The sequence below is a fragment of the Streptosporangium sp. 'caverna' genome (assembly GCF_003203775.1).
In the GTDB taxonomy this organism is placed as follows: domain Bacteria; phylum Actinomycetota; class Actinomycetes; order Streptosporangiales; family Streptosporangiaceae; genus Streptosporangium; species Streptosporangium subroseum.
In genome coordinates this window covers 5,108,942-5,125,425 of record NZ_CP029711.1, presented here as the reverse complement: position 1 = coordinate 5,125,425, position 16,484 = coordinate 5,108,942, and the positions used below count along the sequence as shown (strand labels likewise).

10 protein-coding genes are annotated in these 16,484 nt (G+C 66.4%); 4 read left to right on the top strand and 6 right to left on the bottom strand.

The annotated features are described in order from the left end of the window. Positions 1-15: 15 nt before the first annotated feature. From rhaI to DKM19_RS22650, 5 genes are all read right to left on the bottom strand, one after another. Positions 16-1,173: an L-rhamnose isomerase gene (gene rhaI, locus DKM19_RS22670; protein WP_110698137.1), complete on the bottom strand. Its 1,158-nt coding sequence runs from the start codon at positions 1,171-1,173 to the stop codon at positions 16-18. A gap of 96 nt (positions 1,174-1,269) precedes the next feature. Beyond that, on the bottom strand, positions 1,270-2,259 hold the full coding sequence (locus DKM19_RS22665; protein WP_162641683.1) for a substrate-binding domain-containing protein: 990 nt from the start codon (positions 2,257-2,259) through the stop codon (positions 1,270-1,272). Positions 2,260-2,370: 111 nt separating this feature from the next. Next, the gene (locus DKM19_RS22660) at positions 2,371-3,432 is read right to left on the bottom strand and encodes an ABC transporter permease (protein WP_110698133.1); all 1,062 of its coding nucleotides are present in this window, start codon (positions 3,430-3,432) and stop codon (positions 2,371-2,373) included. Continuing rightward, the gene (locus DKM19_RS22655; protein WP_110698131.1) at positions 3,429-4,421 is read right to left on the bottom strand and encodes an ABC transporter permease; all 993 of its coding nucleotides are present in this window, start codon (positions 4,419-4,421) and stop codon (positions 3,429-3,431) included. Before DKM19_RS22655 ends, DKM19_RS22660 begins: the two co-directional genes overlap by 4 nt. Further along, positions 4,418-5,971, bottom strand: a complete 1,554-nt coding sequence (locus tag DKM19_RS22650; RefSeq protein WP_162641682.1) for a sugar ABC transporter ATP-binding protein — start codon at positions 5,969-5,971, stop codon at positions 4,418-4,420. Before DKM19_RS22650 ends, DKM19_RS22655 begins: the two co-directional genes overlap by 4 nt. A gap of 227 nt (positions 5,972-6,198) precedes the next feature. Between DKM19_RS22650 and DKM19_RS22645 the strand changes: the two genes are divergently transcribed. The 4 genes from DKM19_RS22645 to DKM19_RS22630 all read left to right on the top strand — a co-directional run bounded on the left by DKM19_RS22645 (position 6,199) and on the right by DKM19_RS22630 (position 13,296). Next, positions 6,199-7,221 (top strand): LacI family DNA-binding transcriptional regulator, encoded by a 1,023-nt coding sequence (locus DKM19_RS22645; RefSeq protein ID WP_110698127.1) that lies wholly within the window; start codon positions 6,199-6,201, stop codon positions 7,219-7,221. 61 nt (positions 7,222-7,282) lie between these two features. Beyond that, positions 7,283-8,734 carry a rhamnulokinase family protein gene (locus DKM19_RS22640; RefSeq protein WP_110698125.1) on the top strand — a complete coding sequence of 484 codons (1,452 nt, stop codon included), beginning with the start codon at positions 7,283-7,285 and terminating at the stop codon, positions 8,732-8,734. Between the two features lie 749 nt (positions 8,735-9,483). After that, a complete protein-coding gene (locus tag DKM19_RS22635) occupies positions 9,484-12,660 on the top strand; it encodes an alpha-L-rhamnosidase (RefSeq protein ID WP_204358955.1) in 3,177 nt (1,058 codons plus the stop codon). Positions 12,661-12,933: 273 nt separating this feature from the next. Continuing rightward, complete coding sequence (locus DKM19_RS22630; protein WP_110698121.1) at positions 12,934-13,296, top strand: nuclear transport factor 2 family protein; 363 nt, start codon at positions 12,934-12,936, stop codon at positions 13,294-13,296. 382 nt (positions 13,297-13,678) lie between these two features. Here DKM19_RS22630 and DKM19_RS22625 read toward each other — a convergent pair whose 3' ends face one another. Next, positions 13,679-15,646, bottom strand: coding sequence for an alpha-L-rhamnosidase C-terminal domain-containing protein (locus tag DKM19_RS22625; RefSeq protein ID WP_110698119.1), 1,968 nt, complete (start codon positions 15,644-15,646; stop codon positions 13,679-13,681). Positions 15,647-16,484: the final 838 nt, after the last annotated feature.

Below are 16,484 nucleotides of genomic sequence, written 5' to 3'. Positions count from 1 at the left end.
AGAACTCATGATGGTTCAGGCCCCCCAACCGGCCTGGGTGCCGCCGACGCGTTCGGCGACGATCTTCTCGAAGTATCCCGACGCCTTGTACGCGGCGATCGGGTCGCCGTCCAGGCCCTTGGCGGTGCGCCAGTCGGCGATCATGGGCCGGACGTCGGTGTTGTAGGCGTCCATCAGGGCGGCGTTCGCGGCCAGGACGTCGCCCGTGCTCTGTGCGGCGGCCAGGGCGTCGGCGTCGACGAGCAGGGCCTTCGCGGTGGCCTCCTGGGCGTTCATGACCGAGCGGATCTGGCCCTGGATCTTGGGCTCGATGTTGTGGCACTGGTCGAGCATGAACGCCACTCCGGTCGCCGGTTCCAGGCCGCCTCCGCGGATGACCTCGTACATGATGCGGAACAGCTGGAACGGGTCGGCGGCGCCGACCATCAGGTCGTCGTCGGCGTAGAAGCGGGAGTTGAAGTCGAACGCGCCGAGCCGTCCGGCGCGCAGCAGCATCGCGACGATGAACTCGATGTTGGTTCCGGGGGCGTGGTGACCGGTGTCGACGCACACGGTCGCCTTGGGGCCGAGCGCGACGCAGTGCAGGAACGAGGTGCCCCAGTCCGGGACGTCCATCGTGTAGAAGGCGGGCTCGAACAGCTTGTACTCCAGCAGGATCCGCTGGTCGTCACCGAGCCTGGCGTACACCTCCGACAGCGCTTCGGCGAGCCGGTCCTGCCGGGTGCGGATGTCGTCCTGGCCGGGGTAGTTGGTGCCGTCGGAGAACCACAGCTTCAGATCCCGCGAGCCGGTGGCGTCCATGATGTCGACGCATTCGAGCAGGTGATCGGTGGCCTTGCGGCGCACCCGGGGGTCGGGGTTGGTGACCGAGCCGAGCATGTAGTCGTCGTCCTGGAACACGTTCGCGTTGATCGCGCCGAGCGTGACACCGAGGTCACGGGCGTGGGCCGCGAGCTTGCCGTAGTCCTCGACCCGGTCCCAGGGGATGTGCAGCGCGACGGTGGGGGCGGCGCCGGTGAAGGCGTTCACCTGCGCGGCGTCGGCGACCTTCTCGAACGGGTCGCGAGGCACCCCGTGCTGCGCGAACACCTTGAAGCGGGTTCCGGAGTTGCCGTAGGCCCAGGAGGGCGTCTCGATGGCCAGCCTGTCCAGGCCGGTGGTGAAGTCAGTCATGGTCTCAAATCCCCGAATCCCAAAGTTCTCGATCTTCTGTGGGCCGCTGGTCGCGGGGGTGGGGCGAGCGCACCGTCACCGCCCCACCCCCACGTTTCACTTGATGGAGTCGACGTTCTCCTTGCTGACGAGCGTGACGGGGTTGAACACCTCGCGCTCGGGGGCGTTGGAGAACTCGATCGGCTGCTTGTTCAGAGCCTGCTCACCCAGCTTCACGGTGAGGGCGCCCATCGCGGTGGGGTCCTGGGCGATGGTCGCCGAGAGCATGTCGCCCTTGATCGCGGTGAGGGCTTCGGGGTCGGCGTTGAAGCCGACGGTGACGATGTCCTTGAGCGGGTTCTTGCCGGCGTCCTTGATGGCGTTGGCGGCGGCCACGCCCATTGGGTCGTTGCAGGAGAACACGCCGGCCACGTCGGGGTTCTTGGCCAGGATGTCCTTCATGACCTTGTAGCCCTCTTCGGCCTTGGAGTTGCCGGACAGCTCCGCGACGACCTTGTAGCCGCGGGTCTCGATCTCGGTCTTGAAGCCGGCGTTCCGGCGGGCGGCGTAGACGGCCGACGGCTCGCAGGTGATCGAGGCGACGTTCTTGCTCTTGCCGCCGTTGGCCTGGATCTGCTTGTCCATGAACTCGGCGGCGAGCTTGCCGCCGCCGGCGTTGTCGGAGATGACGATCGCGTCGTAGGGGGTGCCGCCGCCACCGATGTCGTCGACGATGACGGGCACGTTCTTGGCCTTGGCCTTGGCGATGATCGGGCCGAGCGCGGTCGGCTTGAACGGGCTGATGATCAGCAGGTCGACGCCCTGGTCGATCAGCGCGGAGGCGCCGGTGACCATCTCGTTCTCGTCGCTCTTCTCATCGTGGACCTTGATCTCCCAGCCCTTGGCCGCGGCGGCGTCCTGGGTGCCCTTGGCCATTTTCTGGAAGAACTCGAACTGCATGTCGTACACGGAGAAGCCGACGACGATCTTCTTGGCGGCGGAGGGAGCGGCATCCGTGCTGGAAGCACTGGTGTCGCTGGAGTCCGAGCAGCCCGCGAGGGCGAGGGAGCCGACAAGGGCGAGCGAGAGGACCTTCTTGTTGAGCATCCGAACGCTTCTTCCTGGGGATGGAGGGGTTTTCAGGGGGGTGGGACCGTGCGCGAGCATGGTCCGTCAGCCGGTCGGCCCTTCGGCCGATCGGAGAGCTGTGAGGTTGGGTCAGGACGCGGTCGGCGTTGCCTTGCCGGGCAGCAGGCCGGTGAGGGCCCTGCGGAAGGAGCCGGGGGCGGCGAAGCGGGTGCGCAGGCCGTCGATGGTGAGGGCGACGATGAGGACGCAGCCCAAGACGATGCGCTGGTAGGCGGATTCGACGCCGCGGCTGACCAGCACCTCGTTGAGGACGCTGACGAGGAACACGGCGGAGAAAGTGCCGATGAGGGTGCCCTTGCCGCCCTTGAGGCTGGTGCCACCGAGGACGACCGCGGCGATCACCTTGAGTTCGAAGCCGTCCTGGGCCGACCCGTCGGCGGTCCAGACCCGGGTGATGTAGGTCAGGGCGGCGATCCCGACGGTGAGGCCGACCAGGCCGAACACGAACATCCTGATCGTGGTGTCGGAGATCCCGCAGAACCGGGCGGCCGACGGCGAGGATCCGTAGGCCAGGGTGCGGCGGCCGATCGCGGTCCGGCGCAGCAGGACCCAGCCGGCGGCGAACACGGCCACCATGATGATGAAGGGCAGCGGCAGTCCGGCGATGTTGAGGCTGCCCAATTTGGCGAAGGGGGAGTCGATCTGGTCGTAGGGAAGGATCTTCGGGCCGTCCTGGGTGAGCAGGTAGGCGATGCCGCGGAAGACGAACAGGGTGCCGAGGGTGGCGACGAAGGGTGGCACCCGCAGCTGGGTGATCAGTCCCGCGTTGACCAGGCCGCAGGCGATCCCGGTGGCGATCGCCGCGGCGATGGCGGCCGCGGTGCCTCCGCCGCTGAAGGCCATGAGGCTGACGACGCTGGTGAGGGCGAGCTGGCCGCCGACCGACAGGTCGAACGCGCCGCTGGCGATGGCGAACGTCATGCCGAGCGCGACGATGCCGACATAGGCGCTCTCTCGCAGGACGGACTGAAGGTTCTCCACCTCCAGGAAACCGGGTGCGATGAAAGGGGTGAAGACCAGAAGGATCAGGAAGATCCCCGTGACACCCCAGGTGTCCCACAGTTTGCCGAAGGAGACCTTGGCGGCGTCCGGCTTGTCCTCGGTCGTGCTGGTGATCGTTTCAGTGGTCATGCCGTACTCTCCTGAACCTTCGCGGGAGCCCGGTTCGGTGTGACGCCGCGGTTCTCGCGGCGGAGGGCCAGCAGCGCCAGGGCGGCGATCAGGAGCAGCCCGACGCTGATGCGCTGGTAGGCCGGTGGGGTGTTGAGAAGGTTGAGGCCGTTGCGGATCGTCTCGATCATCACCGCGCCCAGCACGGTGCCGACGACCGAGGCCCGGCCGCCCAGCAGGGCCGTGCCGCCGAGGACCACGACGGTGATCGCGTCGAGTTCGAAGCCGAGGCCGAGCTGGCCGTTGCCCTTCTGGAGCTGGCTGGAGATCAGCAGACCCCACAGCCCGCCCGCCAGACCGACCAGCACGTAGACCGCGATGCGGATGCGGTCGACCGGCAGCCCGGACATCGCCGCGGCGTCCCGGTTGGACCCGATCGCGCAGACCCACCGGCCGAAACGCGTCCGATTGATCGTCCACCAGCCCAGCGCCGCCGCCACGACCGCCAGGACGATCGGCATCGGGATGCCGAGCGGGCGCCCGGCGGCCAGGTACTTCAGCCCCTCGGAGGAGATGATCTGGTCGTGGCCGTCGGTGTAGGCCAGCGACGCACCGCGGACGATCACCATGGTCGCCAGAGTGGCGATGAACGGCGTGACCCCCAGCTTGGTGATCACGATGCCGTTGGCCAGCCCGATGACCGCTCCGACGCCCAGCGCCAGGAGCAGCGCGACGGGCAGGGAACGGCCGTCGATGATCGCGCTGCAGCACACGACGCCGGTGAGGGAGACCGTGGAGCCGATGGACAGGTCGAACTCGCCCATGGCCAGGCAGAACGTCATCGCCACGCCGGGGATCGCGAGAATGGCCGCGGCGACCAGGACGTTCTCGATGTTCCCGCCGGACAGGAACGTGTCGGTGGAGATCGCGAGGATCACCATCACCAGGACCAGGGGCACCAGCAGCGGCACCTTCCTGACCGCGTTGGTGATCTTGGTGGCGTCGGTCATCGCTGGCTCAGCTCCTCGGAGAAGATACGGCGTCCGGTCGTCGCACAGGCCACGACGTTCTCCTCGGTCCGGTCAGGTCCGGTGAGGTGCCCGACGATCTCGCCGCCGGCCATCACGTAGACCCGGTCGCTGACCCCCAGCAGTTCGGGCAGGTCGCTGGAGACCATCAGCACGGCCGCGCCATCGGCGGTCAGGTCGTTGATGAGGTGATGGATCTCGGCCTTCGCACCGATGTCCACCCCCCGGGTCGGCTCGTTCAGCAGGAGTAGCCTGCCGCCCGGCGCCAGGGCGCGGCCCAGCAGGACCTTCTGCTGGTTACCGCCCGACAGCTGACCGATGAGCTGGTCGGGGCCCGTCGCCTTGATGTTGAGCCGCCGGTGGTAGGTGGCGTAGACGTCGTTCTCCTTGGCCATCGCGAGCAGCCGCCCGAAACCGGTGCGGACCTTGTCCAGCACGGAGACCGTGAGGTTGTGCCGGATCGACAGGTCCGGCAGATTCCCCGCCGCCTTGCGGTCCTCGTGCAGGAAGCCGATGCCGCGCGCCATGGCGTCACCGGGATTGCGCGGCCGATAGGCCTGCCCGTTCAACGCCATCGACCCGGAGTCGACATTGAGCGCGCCGAAGATCACCTGCGACAGCTCGGGCTGACCCGCGCCCGCGATACCCCCGATGCCGACGATCTCTCCCGCGCGTACGGTGAGCGAGATGTCCCGCAGCTGACGCCCGGCGTTCACACCCGAAAGCTCCAGGACGACCGCGCCCTCACTGACCTCGTCGCGGTGGAACACCGCCTCCACATCGCGGCCGACCATCAGCCGGACCAGCCCGTCGGGGTCGGTGTCGGCGATGTCGCAGGTACGGATGTGCTTGCCGTCCCGCAGCACCGTCACCCGGTCGGCCAGGGCGAAGACCTCGTCCAGGCGGTGGCTGACGTAGATGATGCTGCGGCCCTCGGCGCGCAGCCGCTTGACGACGTCCAGCAGCTGGGCGACCTCGTCCGCGGACAGGGCAGCGGTCGGCTCGTCCATGACGATGATCCGGCCGTCGACCGACAACGCCTTGCAGATCTCCACGAGCTGCTGCTCGGAGACGGTCAGGCTGCCGACGGTGGCGGTCGGGTCGATGTCGACCCCGAGCACGGCGAACAGTTCGCGGGTGCGGCGGTTGATCTCGGCGTAGCGGATCCCGCGCGAGGCCCTGCCGAACGGCTCACGGCCGGAGAACACGTTCTCCGCCACCGTCAGATCGGGGTAGAGGTTGAACTCCTGATAGATCACCGCGATGCCGGCCGTGAGGGCGTCGGCGGGCCGGCGGGGGCGATAGGTCTCCCCGGACAGCCGCACCTCGCCGGAGCTGGGGCGATGCACACCGCCCAGGACCTTTAGCAGCGTGGACTTGCCTGCGCCGTTCTCTCCTACGAGAGCGTGCACTTCACCCGGCAGGATGTCGAAATGCACCGAATCCAGTGCGCGTATGCCCGGGAACTCGACGGTGAGGCCGTCCACCTCGAGCAGCGCAGAAGTGCCCTGGGGGTGCTCGCCGCTACCCATGTTCCGTCCCCTCCTCTCCTCGTCACCGCCGTCCGCACGGAGCGGACGGCGCGACACGTCGCGCAAAAAACGTTTTAAAATTTCTGTGTGAAAAGGACGGTAAATGTGACTCGTCTTGCTCGTCAAGCCCCTTGCCAGCAGAGATTTTGATACTTGACACGTTTTAATAATCCCACCAGAGTATGGCGAGCATTGCCCCGCCATACCCCCAGTCTGCGAGGACGCCCATGCCAAGATCGGAGCTCGGTCCGCGGGACAGGGCGGTCGGCATCAAGCAGGTCGCCCAGCTCGCCGGGGTCTCCCCAGGGACCGTGTCGAACGCGCTGAACAAACCCGAGCGGGTCGCTCCCGATACCCGCGCCCGCGTGCACCAGGCGATCAAGGAGCTGGGCTTCGTCCGCAACGGTTCGGCGTCCAGTCTGCGCGTCGGCCACGGCCGGGCCATCGGCTTGATGATGCTCGACCTGGGCAACCCGTTCTTCACCGAGATGGCACGCGGCGTCGAGGACGTCATGAGCGAGCGCGAGTACGCGGTGATTCTCTGCGGCTCGGCCAGTCAGGAGCAGCGCGAGGAGCGCAACATGCGCATGCTCGCCGCGCAACAGGTCCGCGGCGTCCTGGTGACCCCGGTGACAGACGACCGCGAGAGCCTCGCCCTGCTGCGCGAACGCAACATTCCCACCGTCATGCTCGACCACGCCGCCACCCGCACCGACCAGTGCTCGGTCACCGTCGACGACGTGACCGGCGGCCGGCTCGCGGTCAGCCATCTTCTGGAGCGTGGAGCCCGCAACATCGCCTTCGTCGGCGGCCCGCTCACCACCCGGCAGAACGCCGACCGCCGGACCGGCGCGCTCAATGCCCTGCAGTCCGCCGGACGCGGCACCCTGCGCGAGGTGATCGTCGGGGAGATGACGTCCCGCGCGGGCCACAAGGCCGCCGAACAACTCCTCGCCGAACTCCCCGACGCGATCTTCTGCGCCAACGACCTGCTGGCAATGGGGGTGCTACGGGTCCTGCTCCAACAGGACATCCGCGTCCCCGACCGGGTGCTGCTCATCGGTTACGACGACGTCGAGTACACGCTGGCCTCGGCGGTCCCGCTGTCCTCCATCCGCCAACCCACCTACCAGCTCGGCAGGATCGCCGCCGAACTCCTCCTCGACGAGTGCGACCACCCCGAGACCCACGCCCACAAGCAGATCATGTTCCAGCCCGAGCTGGTCATCAGGGAGTCCACAAGCCCATGAAGATCGCCTTGTTCGTGAGGCGCCTGAACGACGTCCTGTTCCCCCCGGAGGTTTTCCTCACATGACCGCGACGATCGCCGCGATCGACCTCGGCGCCTCCAGCGGCCGCGTCATCACCGCCCGGGTGGGGGAGGGGCAGCTGGACATCACCGAGGTCCACCGCTTTTCCAACCGGCCCGTCCGAATGAACGGCACCCTGCACTGGGACATCCTCGGCCTCTATCGAGACGTCCTCGACGGACTGCATCGGATCGATTCACCCACCCTCGACTCGGTGGGCATCGACTCCTGGGCCGTCGACTACGGGCTGCTCGACAAGGAGGGCAGGCTGCTCGGCAATCCGATTCACTACCGCAACGACCGCACGACCGCGGTCATCGATCGGGTGCACGGCCGCGTTGCCCCGCAACGCCTCTACGAGATCAACGGGCTGCAATTCCTCCCCTTCAACACCCTTTACCAACTGGCCGCCGAGCCGTTCCTCGACCAAGCCGACACCCTCTTACTCATCCCCGATCTGATCTCCTACTGGTTGACCGGACAACGCGGTGCGGAACAGACCAACGCCTCGACGACCGGCCTCTACGATGTTCGTCGCGGCACCTGGTCGAACGAGCTCATCGACGCGATGTCGCTGCCCCCCGGCATCTTCCCCGGTCTCCGCTCGCCCGGCGCACCCGCGGGCCGGATTCTCTCCGAGGCAGGAGCCTTCCCCGGGACCCCCGTCACCGCCGTCGCCTCTCACGACACCGCTTCCGCCATTGCCGCGATCCCCGCCGCCGACCAACACGTCGCCTACATCTCCTGCGGCACGTGGTCGCTCGCCGGCATCGAGGCCACGGCTCCGATCCTCACCGAAGAGGGGCGTGCCGCGAACTTCACCAACGAGGCCGGCGTCGACGGGACCATCCGCTACCTGCGCAACATCATGGGCCTCTGGCTGCTCTCCGAGTCCCTGCGCACCTGGAACATCGCCTCGGCCGACCTTCCGCCCCTGCTCGATCGCGCCGCTGAGAGTCCCGCATTGCGCAGCGTCATCGACCCCAACGACCCGGCCTTCATGTCCCCTGGCGACATTCCCTCACGCATCGCCCACTACTGCGTGGCCACAGGCCAGCCCGTGCCCAGAACCAAGCCCGAAGTCGTCCGCTGCATCATGGACAGCCTCGCCCTCGGCCACCGGATCACCATCCAGCAGGCTCTTGAGCTGTCCGGCCGCAGAGCCGACGTTGTTCATGTCGTCGGCGGCGGCGCACAGAATTCCCTCCTCTGCCAGCTCACCGCCGACGCCACCGGACTTCCCGTCATCGCAGGACCCGTCGAAGCCACGGCCCTGGGCAACATCGGTGTCCAAGCCCGCTCCCTCGGTCTCATCCCCAGCCTCACCTCGCTGCGATCCCTCATCGCCGAGACCCAGCCCCTGCATCGCTATGAACCCACAGGACACCCCACCGTCTGGACAGCCGCCGCGACGCGCCTCAAAGCCCCTGCCCTGGCTTCCGCCTCTGCCTGAAGCCGCTCACCGACGGCCCGACCCTTGCTGCTATTGCTGTACGCCGATCCTCAATAACCAGATTGGTCCCCCCTTGTCGTCGATCCACCTCCGTAAATGCTGCGTTCACCCTGAATGACGCACTGACCAAAGACGATTAATTCGCCACCTATTCGACCGCGAAACCCGTGGTCGAATGGGCGCTTTCGCATGCCAAAAACCTGAAATCACTGTTGCCAAATTCGGTATTGACGACCTCCCCGTGAAACATTTAGGTTAATTAATGAAGTTCTTAAAAGGATTTAATTGACGTGGAAGGAACCATGGGGGCCTCTCGCTGTGAGCTTCGAGCAGCTCTGACCGTCCGGGCCACGGTGGCCACGGCTCCCCGAAGTTCCCCGACCGCAGCATCGCCGCCCCCGAGCTGGGATTTCTCTGACCGGCCAAGGGGCACCCCCGGTTAAGACCGTCGTCGCAGTGGGCGTTCCCGGGCCGGCTCGCCCAATGAATGCGCCTTCCGCGTACGGCAAGAACGTTCAAGGCCGGTGACGTGGTTGGACGCTCAGGGTGGCTACCGGGAACCCTGCCCCGACGAGTCGGGAGTCGACCCCACCCGAGGTGAGCCATTCGGCTCGACTTCATCGATATCGATCTCAGCAATGGAACACCAATGCGTCGGCGTTGAGCAGCCGGGGCCGGTGCTTCCTTACTGACAATGAAAGGAGTAGACGATGCCAGTAAACAAACGTTCACGACGTTCCATGATTGCCATGGGTCTGGTTCTCGCCGTGGTCGTGCCATTGTCCACAACCGGGGCCTACGCCGCCGCCCCGTCCCAAGGACAGCCGGGAAGTGTCGAGGTCACGCACCTCGGCGTGGACGGGCGCTACGACTCACCCCTGGGCCTCGGTAATCCGCATCCCGTCCTGAGCTGGCAGGCTGTCGAGACCAGCCGAGCCAAGTCGCACCCGTGCTACCGCCCTGGTGCGACAGTCGCCTGCCCGGCCGACAAGCAGACCGCCTACGAGGTGGAGGTGGCGGAGTCCGAGCAGAAGCTGCAGGCCGGTGACCTGATCTGGACGACAGGTCGCGTGACCGGTGCCGAGCAGCAGGTGGCTTTCGGAGGAACGCTCCGGTCTCGGGAAACGCTCGTCTGGCGCGTTCGGGTCTGGGACGCCGACGAGCAGGAATCCGACTGGTCGGCTCCCGCTACGTGGTCGGTGGGTCTGCTCGAGCAGAGCGACTGGGACAACGCCCGGTGGATCGACTACCCGGACCGGGTCGAGAGCCAGCCGCTCCCCATCTTCGCCCGGCAGTTCCAGGTGCCGGGCAACAAGAAGGTCGCCAACGCGCGTCTCTACCTGTCGGGTGTCGGCCTTCACCACACCACGCTCAACAGAGAAGAACTGACCGACGAGGTACTCGCCCCGGGTAACTCCAACTACCAGCTGTCCAGTGAGTACCGGACCTACGATCTCACCGACGCCTTGCGGGCCGGTGACAACACCATCGGTGTGGAACTCGGCAACGGGCCGGCCTACGTCCGCCGGAGCGTGCGGAACCCGGCCGTCGGCCGGACCTCTCCGTACTCCTGGTGGGAGAGCCAGCTCAAGGGGAACGGAGTTCTGGCGGCCGACGTTCCGGCAGGATCGGCCGCGGTCAAGCTCAGCTCCGTGACCGGATACCACGTCGGCGGCACGATCAACATCGACACCGGAGAAGGCGGCGACCGGCTCGAATCCCGCACGATCACCCAGATCGGCACGGCTGGAGCCGATGGAACCGGCATCACCTTCAGCCCGCCCCTGGCGGCCGCGCATTCCACCGGAGTCAAGGTCACCGGCTCGGGCAACAACATCGCCGCCAGCGACGCCTCTGCCGGAGCGGCCGTGACGCCGCGGCTCATCGGCCGCATCGAGATCAGCTACGAAGACGGCAGCACCGACACCATCGTCACCGACAGGTCATGGCGAACCGCCCTCGGGCCCCTCGTCACCGACGCCTGGTATTCCGGAGCGGACTATGACGCCCGGCGCGAGCAGCCAGGCTGGGACAAGCCCGATTCGAACCTGAGCGCGACCGCCAAGCGCCGGGACGGCTCACCCACGGGATGGATCAGCGCCGGCATCGCCCCGCCGCCCAACCTCGCGACCAAGCTCGTGGCAAGGACCGCGGACCCGGTCATGGAACAGGAGAAGTTGAAGCCGGTCTCGCTGACCAATCCTGTCCCCGGCACCTGGGTGTTCGACTTCGGGCAGAACTTCGTCGGCTGGCCCAAGCTCGACCTGGACCAGGTCCCGGCCGGAACAACGGTCAAGATGGCGCCGGCCGAGTCCCTGAACCCCGACGGGACCGTGAACCAGGCCTCCCTCATGGGCGGCGGTGGCTCGCGCGGAACGAACCTCTTCAACACGTACACGGCCTATGGAGCCTCGGGAAAGGAGACCTGGCACCCGAACTTCAACTACTTCGGAATGCAGTGGGTCCAGGTCACCGGCCTGCCGACCGGATACACGCCGACCAAGGACCTCATCACGGGCATCCGCCTGCAGGCGAACACCCCCGTCGCGAGTGAGTTCGACAGCTCCGACGCACGCGTCAACCGCATCCACAAGATGGCGCGTTACTCCTTCGCCAGCAACATCATGTCGGTCTTCACCGACTGCCCCGGACGCGAGAAGCTCTCCTACCCCGCCGACTACACCATGCCGATGGGATCCATCCACCGGAACTTCGAACTCGCCGCCTACATGCGGACGACGATGCGGCACCTCGTCGAAGGCCAGTCCACCGCCAACACCTCCATGGCCGGCAACGTGGCGCTGAAAACCCCCGTCTACGACTGGGGGTACACAGGCCAGTTCGGCGATGAGATCAACTGGGGCAACGCGATCGTCCTCGTGCCGAGCTTCCTGTACGAGCTGTACGGCGACACCCAGACCATGACGACGTACTACGACCAGATGGTGAAGTTCGTCGACTACATCCAGCGCCAGAAGGTCGGGACCGGCGAGAACGCGAACATCGTCAACGCCGCGTTGGCAGACTGGGTCGCCGCCGACCAGACGTCCGGCCGCATCACCGGCACCTGGGGCTACTACGTCATGATCACCAAGATGGCGCGCATGGCTCAGCTCACGGGCCACACCGCGGACGCCGAGAGGTACGGGCTCCTCGCCACGCAGATCAAGGATTCGTTCAACAGGGCGTTCTTCAACGAGTCGCTGGGACGCTACACCGCCACCGGCAACGCCGGCACGGCGGGCGCCACGCAAACGGCCCAGGCACTCGCCCTCGACGCGGGTCTGGTCCCCGACGACAAGCGCCAGGGGGTCCTGGACGCGCTGGTCGAACTCGTCTACGCCTTCCACCCCAACGGTGACGGCCCGCACTTCAGCGGCGGCACCATCGGGATGGCCCCGACCGTCAGGGCCCTGATGGACGGCAACCGCGACGAGGTTCTCTGGGACATCATTCAGGAGAACGACCAGCCCAGCTACGGATACTTCATGGAGTCCACGCCGGCCAACCCCGGCGGAATGACGACCATGGGCGAGCGCTGGAACCGGGGCGACTCGAAGAACCACATGATCCTCGCCCAGATCGAGGAGTGGTTCCAGTCCGGAATCGCCGGAATCCGCCCGGCTCCCGGCTCCACGGCTTACAACAAGCTGATCTTCCAGCCCAAGCCCGTGGGTGATCTGAAGAACGCCGAAGGCAGCTACACGACGCCTCGCGGCATCGCCAAGAGCTCCTGGACCAAATCCGATGACCGCTTCAAACTGAAGATCACGGTCCCCCCGAACACCACGGCGGAAGTCCGGGTCCCCACCACCGACCAGCAGACAGTGATCGCTCCGCCGAGGGCGACCTTCGAACGCGTCGAAGGAGGCTACTCCGTCTATTCGGTTCCCTCCGGCAACGACTTCGTCTTCGTCACGAAGTAGAGCCAGCGCGCTGATCAAAGCGCCTGACGATCTGCCCTGACGGGCACGGCATGGGTGTCACTTCCGGTGGCACCCATGCTGCCGTATGACCGGGCGACGTGACTCCGGAGGGCGTGGAGTTGACCCGGTTTGACGGACACCTGATTTGTGGGAAACCCCGGTTTCCGAAAGAGGGAATTCACCGAGGTGATCTCAGTGACTTTCACATGAGTCCGCGGTGGGGTTCGATGTCGGAGCCTCACAAAGACGCGCCATCCATGTTTGAATGAGGCCATGGAGCTTGATCGCGCGCAGGCGTTCGCCGATGAGTGGGTGGCCGGCTGGAACTCCCGGGACGTCGATCGCATCATGAAGCACTACGCCGACGACGTGGTGTTTCGCTCTCCGCTCGCGGCTCGGCTGCTTGACGGTTCGGACGGGACGGTGCGCGGCAAGGAAGCGCTGCGAGCGTACTGGGCCCAGGGCCTACGACATAACCCGGATCTGCATTTCCACGTCCTTGGGGTCTACGCCGGTATCGACTCCGTCGTCATCAACTACCGGAACCAGACGGGACAGATGTCCAACGAAGTGCTGATTTTCGACGGTGACCTCATCGTCTCTGGATGGGGCACACACGGGCCGGAACCGAGCTGACTCCTCGCTTGGCGATGACCTTCCGCCCGGCTCGCTGAGGCGATCCCAGAAAGATCGACATGGACGATCGGCGCTTGATTTCGCCGTCCCAAAGGGCTTACCGGTCAGGTTGGCAACAACACCGGCGTAGGTTTCCCAGCCGTCGGTAGCCGCAACGGCAACTGAAGCGAGGATTGGGGACCTGGTGCGTATCTGCGGGTCTCCTGCACCTCTGCGGAGGAGACCCGCACTCGCACAGAGCTACCGCCGCCGACGTTGCCGACGCTGCTGGGCTACCTCGTCGGCGACGAGGTAGCCCGGCAGTCTGTCCCGAAGAGCGGTGCCGACATTGACGGCCCGCACCCTTCTTCGGGAGCTCAGCGACTTCGTTCAGACCGTCACGTTAACCCGCAGAGCTGAAGGAGAAGGTTCCACTCCCTACGGTGTAGACGTCGTACAGGCCGCTGCGGCGCAGGAAGGTCGCGCCGGGCGTCAGCGCGGAGCTGGTACCTGCCGTCGTGGCCAGGGGAACCCAGACCTCACCGCTGGTGCCGGACGGGGAGGTGATCTGGAGGTGGAACTGACGGGCGGTGTCCTGGGCCCACCGGACGGACAGGGAGCCGCGCGCCGTGGGCGCCTGTCCCTGGGCCCACGTGACGTTGGCCGGATGGGGCTTGACCTGCCACGTCGAGTAGCCCGGGTTGACCGGTGTCACGCCGAGGAGAGACTCGGTGAGAACCTGGGTCGGGCCCGCTCCCCACGCGTGGGCCAGGCTGTCGAACCCCCGGTCGGGCAGGCCGTTGCTCATGACGAATTCCCAGAACGTGCCGGTGTAGAAGCTGCCGTTCGGATCGACCTGCAGGCCCCACAGGCGGCGTAGGAGATCGAGGGCGCCGGCGCTGTCGTCGGCGAGCATGCGGGCCATCAGCTCCCACGTGTTGTTGAGCGGTTCGATGGTGTGGCCGTAGGGGTCGGCCAGGCTCGGGGCAGGTTGCGAGATCTGGCTGCCGTGGGTCTGCCAGCGGGTTCTGAAGTAGGTCAGGATGCTCTGGACGCTGTCGGCCGGGGCGACGCCGAGCCGGATGGCGTTCATGTTCGCGTCGAGCGGGAACACGTTGGGCCGGGTGTTGGTGTGTTGGTAGAGGCCCGCGCCGGCGTTCCAGAGCCGGGCGTTGATCGCGGTCTTGAGCGCGGCGGCCTTGTTGGTGTATTCGGTGACCTTGGCTGCGGTGCCGACCTTGCCTTCGAGCCAGATCATGTTCTGCAGCAGTTCGTAGTAGGCGAGGCTGTATTCGGTGACTTCTCCGCTCTGGGTCGTCTGCCAGTAGTCGGGATCGTTGGTGACCACCAGGCCGTTGGCGTCGAGCCTGGTCGCGTGGTAGGCCGTGGCGGCCTCGAGCTTGGGCCGGAGCGAGGTGATGTAGACGGTGTCGTTCGTGTAGCGGTAGTACTGGACCGCGATGATCGCTGAGTACGCCGAGTACGTGACGGCGTAGTCGAAGGCACCGCATCCCCGGAAGCCGACGGCGCTCGTCAGGCGGCCGTTGCCGGCCTGCAGGTTCGTGATCGCGTTGATGGAGCCTTTGACGTACGGCACGCTGTTGGTGCCCAGCGACAGCTGCGCCACCGGATTGGTGATCATGAGATCGCCTGACCAGATCGCGCGGTCGCGCTTGGCGCCGTCGAAGATGACCGGCTGGGTGAAGCAGGAGGCGACACCGGCGGGCACCATGTTCATCTGGGTGGTGTAGGCACCGGCGTACCACATCCTGTTCAGCTGGTCATCGCTGGACATGAACCAGCCCTGATACTGCGCCGGCCCTGCGCGGTAGGCCTTGAAGTTCAGTCCGGCGGCCGTGAGGCTGATGGTGCCGGCGGTCCTCAGTTCGATCGCGGCGAACCGGAAGCCACCGCGAAGGCCGCCGGTGTACTTTTGGGCGCTGGTGACGGTCAGGTTGATCTGCGAGCCGTTGTCGTTGACGAACGCGCTGCTGCTGTTGGTGAGAAAGCCGAGGGCCTCACTGGTCGAGATGCGCACCGTGTGCGACGTCGCCGGGGTTCTCGGCGTCGAGGAGGAGACGGTGACGTAGGGCGTGCCGCCGACTTCCTTGCCGAAGTCGAGCACGACAGCCGCAGGCTGGCCCCCGGGCGCGACGGTCAGCACTGCCGAGCCGGTGCCCTGGCCCGCCAGGACCCCCGCGTTGGTGACGGATCCCTGCGTCCGGACAATGCGTACGGGCCTTACGTCGTCGCTGGACGGTCCTGGTACGAGGCTCTGCCAGTTGGGGTTCGCCGGCCATGTCGGCAGCGCCGCCGCGAGCGAGTCGCCTGTCGGCAGCATGGCCATGGTCAGGGCCATGACGAGAGACATCAGCCCGCCTAAGATCACATGCCGATGCTGGTGGCGCACCGCAGGTGCGCTGGATCCACGAATCTCCTGCACAGGGATCTCCTCATCGAAACGTGCCCAGCCGTCATACGGGCGAAGTATGTCCAGGGACGGCGGCGCACAAGGTCAGGGGGGTTTAACCGTGCTGTCGTCCGCTCTTCGCACGGGGGACGTGCGATGACCGGGGTTCAGCCGCTTCAGCCGGTCGTTGCCGCCACGAAGGTGAACGAACCGGAAAGGACGCCGTAGACGGCGTAGTTGCTTTCCACGCGTAGGAAGCCGACTCGCTGGGAGCTGGTCGTGGGGCGCCGGTCCTTGGCCGGTACCCACACCTCAGCAGTGATGTCTGCCGGGACCCCGACCGTCAGCTTGAACGTTCGCTGCCCGCGGCTCTACTCGGACCGCGCCACACTCTGCGGCGTGGTGTAGCTGCTGTTGGCGAAGGTGAGGTCGTTCACCGGTTTGGGGTGATGATGAGCTTTCGGTAGGCGGTCGAGCCGTCGACCTCCCGGATGCCGGCCGGCCGAAGGAGCCGAGATGCGGCTGTGCACAGCGGATGAGCCGAGTCCTGCCATGGGGGGGATGAAGCTTTTCCTGGAGAAGGCACTTATCCGGGCGATGCGTGCTGGGACGGCTCTCGTCGAGGCAGTGGGGTTGTTACGAGGGTGTCGCTCGTGGGAGCGAATCGGTGCCCGGCCGATCACGTTGCGCGCTTCCAGCGACTGGCATGTCTCCTTTGTCTGGTAGGGCTTACGACCACGCTGAGACCAGGACACAGCCGGTTGCCGGGGATCGGCCGGGTCTGCCTCTGGCGGGTTTC

Excerpts from the sequence above, each read along its gene's own strand:
- rhaI (WP_110698137.1), bottom strand. The coding sequence starts at position 1,173 with ATGACTGACTTCACCACCGGCCTGGACAGGCTGGCCATCGAGACGCCC.
- DKM19_RS22665 (WP_162641683.1), bottom strand. The coding sequence starts at position 2,259 with ATGCTCAACAAGAAGGTCCTCTCGCTCGCCCTTGTCGGCTCCCTCGCC.
- DKM19_RS22660 (WP_110698133.1), bottom strand. The coding sequence starts at position 3,432 with ATGACCACTGAAACGATCACCAGCACGACCGAGGACAAGCCGGACGCC.
- DKM19_RS22655 (WP_110698131.1), bottom strand. The coding sequence starts at position 4,421 with ATGACCGACGCCACCAAGATCACCAACGCGGTCAGGAAGGTGCCGCTG.
- DKM19_RS22650 (WP_162641682.1), bottom strand. The coding sequence starts at position 5,971 with ATGGGTAGCGGCGAGCACCCCCAGGGCACTTCTGCGCTGCTCGAGGTG.
- DKM19_RS22645 (WP_110698127.1), top strand. The coding sequence starts at position 6,199 with ATGCCAAGATCGGAGCTCGGTCCGCGGGACAGGGCGGTCGGCATCAAG.
- DKM19_RS22640 (WP_110698125.1), top strand. The coding sequence starts at position 7,283 with ATGACCGCGACGATCGCCGCGATCGACCTCGGCGCCTCCAGCGGCCGC.
- DKM19_RS22635 (WP_204358955.1), top strand. The coding sequence starts at position 9,484 with ATGGGTCTGGTTCTCGCCGTGGTCGTGCCATTGTCCACAACCGGGGCC.
- DKM19_RS22630 (WP_110698121.1), top strand. The coding sequence starts at position 12,934 with ATGGAGCTTGATCGCGCGCAGGCGTTCGCCGATGAGTGGGTGGCCGGC.
- DKM19_RS22625 (WP_110698119.1), bottom strand. The coding sequence starts at position 15,646 with ATGTCTCTCGTCATGGCCCTGACCATGGCCATGCTGCCGACAGGCGAC.